The sequence below is a fragment of the Syntrophorhabdales bacterium genome, from assembly GCA_035541455.1.
GTDB lineage: Bacteria > Desulfobacterota > Syntrophorhabdia > Syntrophorhabdales > WCHB1-27 > JADGQN01.
The window spans coordinates 1-3917 of sequence record DATKNH010000147.1 but is presented as its reverse complement, the minus strand read 5'-3'; the positions used below and the strand labels follow the sequence as shown (position 1 = coordinate 3917).

Annotated in this window: 3 protein-coding genes and 1 tRNA gene; 1 reads left to right on the top strand and 3 read right to left on the bottom strand. The window is 53.6% G+C overall.

All coding sequences use genetic code 11. The annotated features are described in order from the left end of the window. Positions 1-55 precede the first annotated feature (55 nt). Positions 56-868, top strand: a complete 813-nt coding sequence (locus tag VMT71_15935) for a transposase (protein ID HVN25462.1) — start codon at positions 56-58, stop codon at positions 866-868. A gap of 342 nt (positions 869-1210) precedes the next feature. Here the strand turns inward: VMT71_15935 and VMT71_15930 are convergent. The 3 genes from VMT71_15930 to VMT71_15920 all read right to left on the bottom strand — a co-directional run. Beyond that, positions 1211-1282: transfer RNA gene (locus VMT71_15930), tRNA-Thr, on the bottom strand. Positions 1283-1536: 254 nt separating this feature from the next. Continuing rightward, positions 1537-3189 (bottom strand): AMP-binding protein, encoded by a 1653-nt coding sequence (locus VMT71_15925; protein ID HVN25461.1) that lies wholly within the window; start codon positions 3187-3189, stop codon positions 1537-1539. A 10-nt stretch (positions 3190-3199) separates the two neighbouring features. Continuing rightward, the coding region (locus VMT71_15920) for an ATP-binding cassette domain-containing protein (protein ID HVN25460.1) at positions 3200-3917 on the bottom strand (718 nt) is incomplete at its 5' end.

Genomic DNA, 3917 nt, shown 5'->3' with positions numbered 1-3917 from the left:
TTAAGGACATGTTTAAGGTGCGAACCAAAACATCTTAACAGGAGGAGTGATGCCCATGCATAACAAACAGTATAGCAAACAGCTGGAGAAACGCAAGAGGATCGGGGACCACACGTTGGTGATCGGTATGGACATCGGCAGTGAGTTCAACGCGGCCTGCTTCATGGACAAGGAAGGAAACATACTGGGGCGCTATCCCACGGTCTACAATTCTCGGAAGGGCTTTGACTTTTTTCAGACGATGGTGATGAAGACCAAGAAGAAGCATAAGCTCACCGATGTTCTGGTCGGCATGGAGCCGACCGGCCACTACTGGAGGAAGATCGCTTTCTTCGCCAGAGAAAAAGGCTACGAGGTCCGGTTCATCCGTACCACTGCCCTCAGGCACCAGTGGGAGCTGGATGAGAGCTCTCCCGCAAAGAGCGATATCAAGGATGCGTTCACGATAGCCACTATCGTCCGTGAAGGGAAGTATATCGATACCAGTATCGAACACGGTATCTTCCGCGAACTACGGACCCTGGCTCATGTGCGCGAACGGACTCTGCGCCAGAACATAGGATCGAAGCATGTCCTGGAGGCGGTGCTGGATGACTACTTTCCCGAACTCAGGCAGCTCTTCTGGTCGATGAATGCAAAGAGCCTCTGGGCGCTCCTCGAGACCCATCCCTTTCCGGAGGATGTACGCAGAGCGGGTCTTGCTGCCATAACAATACTGGTCACCCGGACCATGCGCAGGAAGCGCCAGGCCCGGGAGAAAGCACATAAGATCTTCCAGGCCGCAACGGAGAGCGTGGGCCTCACAACCATCGGTGCGGCTGACCGGGTGAGGCTCACGATCGCACTCGAGGCGCGGGAAACCCAATGATCTTGTATTTCCCAGCCCCAGAACCGGTGAAGCTTTGGTTGATGGCCGAAAGGCAATCAGACGGGCAAAAAAGAAAGCAAAGTTAAGCCTAAGGGTTACGCCACACACATTGAGACATGCTTTTGCAACTCATTTGCTTAATAGTGGTGGAGACCTCAGAGCGATACAGGTGCTTCTAGGGCACAAGGATGTTCGCACCACTCAGATTTATACTCAGGTTGCGAGGGGAATATTATCTCGAACTGTTTCTATGCTTCGACGGCCTCGAAAGACGCGCGGTGACCAGCGGTGACTAAAGGCCTGTTCGTCTTTCCCAGATGAACTATAAATACTTGAAATTAAAGCCGACGCGGGGATTTGAACCCCGGACCTGCTGATTACGAATCAGCTGCTCTACCGCTGAGCTACGTCGGCGATCAGCGATTTTTATAGCACAGCGAACTACAAAACGCAATCCGGATTCGCCTTCAAGTGTATATCCGCCGCGGGCGGATTATCGTTACGCCCGGGTACCGGCCTGCGGGCGTTCGACGTACCCTCAAGGTACGCCTCAGCACACCCCACTGTTTTAGCCGGGTACCCGGCCATTTACCAAACTCTTTATTCGCGGGTGGCACGGTCTCCAGCTTGAATTCGAACCCGTATTACTGATAGGCGTAAGCGTGGACTCAGGATTTCCGGCGTTCTTTCTGCAGCTTTCTCTTTTCTTCGTCCCTGATCTCGCGGCGGAGGAGCTTGCCCACTTTTGATTTTGGAAGCATATCCCTGAACTCTATGTAGTGTGGTATTTTGTAGGGTGCGAGCCGGTCTCGTGCCCAGCGCAGCAGTTCGGCGCTGTTGACGCCCTTGGCATCTTCTTTGAGAACCACGATAGCCTTGATGCGCTCACCGACTTTCGGATCGGGAATGCCCACAACGCAGGAGCCGATCACCGTCGGATGATCCTGGAGAACAGCTTCAATTTCGGATGCGGAGACGCGGTACGCCTTGTACTTGATGATATCGGCGGTCCGCTCGACGAATTCGATCTCGCCGTCTTCTGTCATGCGCACAAAATCGCCCATGCGGTAATAGGTATCCCCGTTCAATTGGATATATGAATATTCCGTTTCCTCGGGTTTTTGCCAGTAGCTCTTCACCGTAAAATCAGACGTCACCATGAGTTCCCCTGTCTCTCCTTGAGGCACGGGTTTGAGCGTTTCGTTATCGGCAACAATCACGCGCCGGGATTTCAGAGGCTTGCCCACGGTCGTCGGTGCCGGCACCTTATCGAGCGGGCTGTACGTGACGTGTCCGGCCTCAGTCGAGCCATACACCTGGTAGAGGTAGACGCCGTATTTCTGCTGCCATGTCTTGTACACTTCAGCGGGCAGCGCATCGCCACCGCAGTAACAATACTTCAGGGAACTGAGGTCGTACTGGTCCACGCGGTCATTCTCCAGGATCATGCGATACAGCGCCGGCACGCCCAGCATCCAGCGGACCTTGTAGCGCTCAATGGCGGATAGTGTCGCATCAACCTCAGGTGACGGCATGAGTACGACCGCGTTACCAAAATTGAAACCGAAGGCGATCATGAAACCCTTGGCCATGATGTGGAACAGGGGGTTGATCATGATGACGACGTCCTTGCCTTCCTGTGTGCGGTCGCCGATCACGTCGTCCATGATGTCGCGAATATACGACGTCTCGCCCATGTGGTTTCCTGCAACACCCTTTGGAAACCCGGTTGTACCGCCCGTGTACATAATATAGGCAAGGTCTTTCCACGGATCGATCTTGACCTCCGGCGGGGTAGGGGGATTATGACGCATGATATCTTCAAACCAGAAGATATGCGGCCCCTTCTCGGTGGAGCCTTTGGGAATTTTATCAAAGGCAGTGCCTATTGCTCTTTTCCACCAGGGAATAAGGTCCACCAGGTTCGTGACAATGATGTTCTTGAGACCCGTCGCAGGCATAACCTCTTTGACATATCCAAAGTTAGTGTCGAGACAGATCACTACTTTCACGTCGGCGTCTTTGATGATGTATTCGATCTCGTAGGCTGTGTAAATGGGCGACACAGGCACCATCACCGCACCGATCTTGTTGATCGCGTAGTTGGCGATAACCCACTGGGGGCAATTCGGAATGTAGATCATCACTTTGTCGCCCGGTGAGATGCCGAGCCCAACCAGGCCCAGTGCGAACTTCTCGATATAATAATTGAGCATCTTGTAGGTGTAACGCTGTCCGAGATAGATCAGCGCCGTATGGCGGGCGTACTTCTTTGCCATCTCATCGAAGCGCGTGAAGGTGCATTCCTCGGGATACGCCATTGTAATCCTCTTACACTCCAAAATATGCGGATTTGACATCCGGGTTGTCGAGCAGTTCCTCTTTAGTTCCTGAAAGCACGTTGGAACCGTTCTCCAGGATGTATCCGTAATCGATGATCGGGATAACCGGACGAGCATACTGTTCTGTGATGATGATGGTGATTCCTTTCGCGTCGCGGATCGCTTTCGCTCCGTTGACAACTATTTTCTGGTATGCCGGGCTCAGTCCGAGGAGCGGCTCGTCCAGAAGGAGGACTCTGGGCTTGGCCATGAGCGCCCTGCCGATGGCAAGCATCTGCTGCTCGCCACCGCTTAAGAAGCCGCCCTGCCGAGTGAGGTGGTCCTTCAGGCGTGGGAATAGGTTCAGCACGTAGTCGATATTCTCTTTTGTCTCCTGCTTGTTTGCAAGATAAGCTCCGATCTTCAGGTTTTCCATGACGCTGCTTTCGGGAAAGATCCTGCGCCGCTCGGGGCAGAGGATGACGCCCTGCTTCGCCCTCAGGTGCGGCTTGAGGCTGGAAATATCCTGACCGTCGAGCATGATGCTGCCGAAGAGTGAGATCCGTTCTCCACCGCGCATCTCTTCTTTCTTGCGGATATCGAGTATAATGCCGGACAAGGTGTACATCAGCGTACTCTTACCGGCGCTATTGGAACCGAAGATGCCCACGATCTGCCCGTTCTCTGCGGTGATACTCACGTTGTTCAGGGCGAGCATGTTTTCGTAG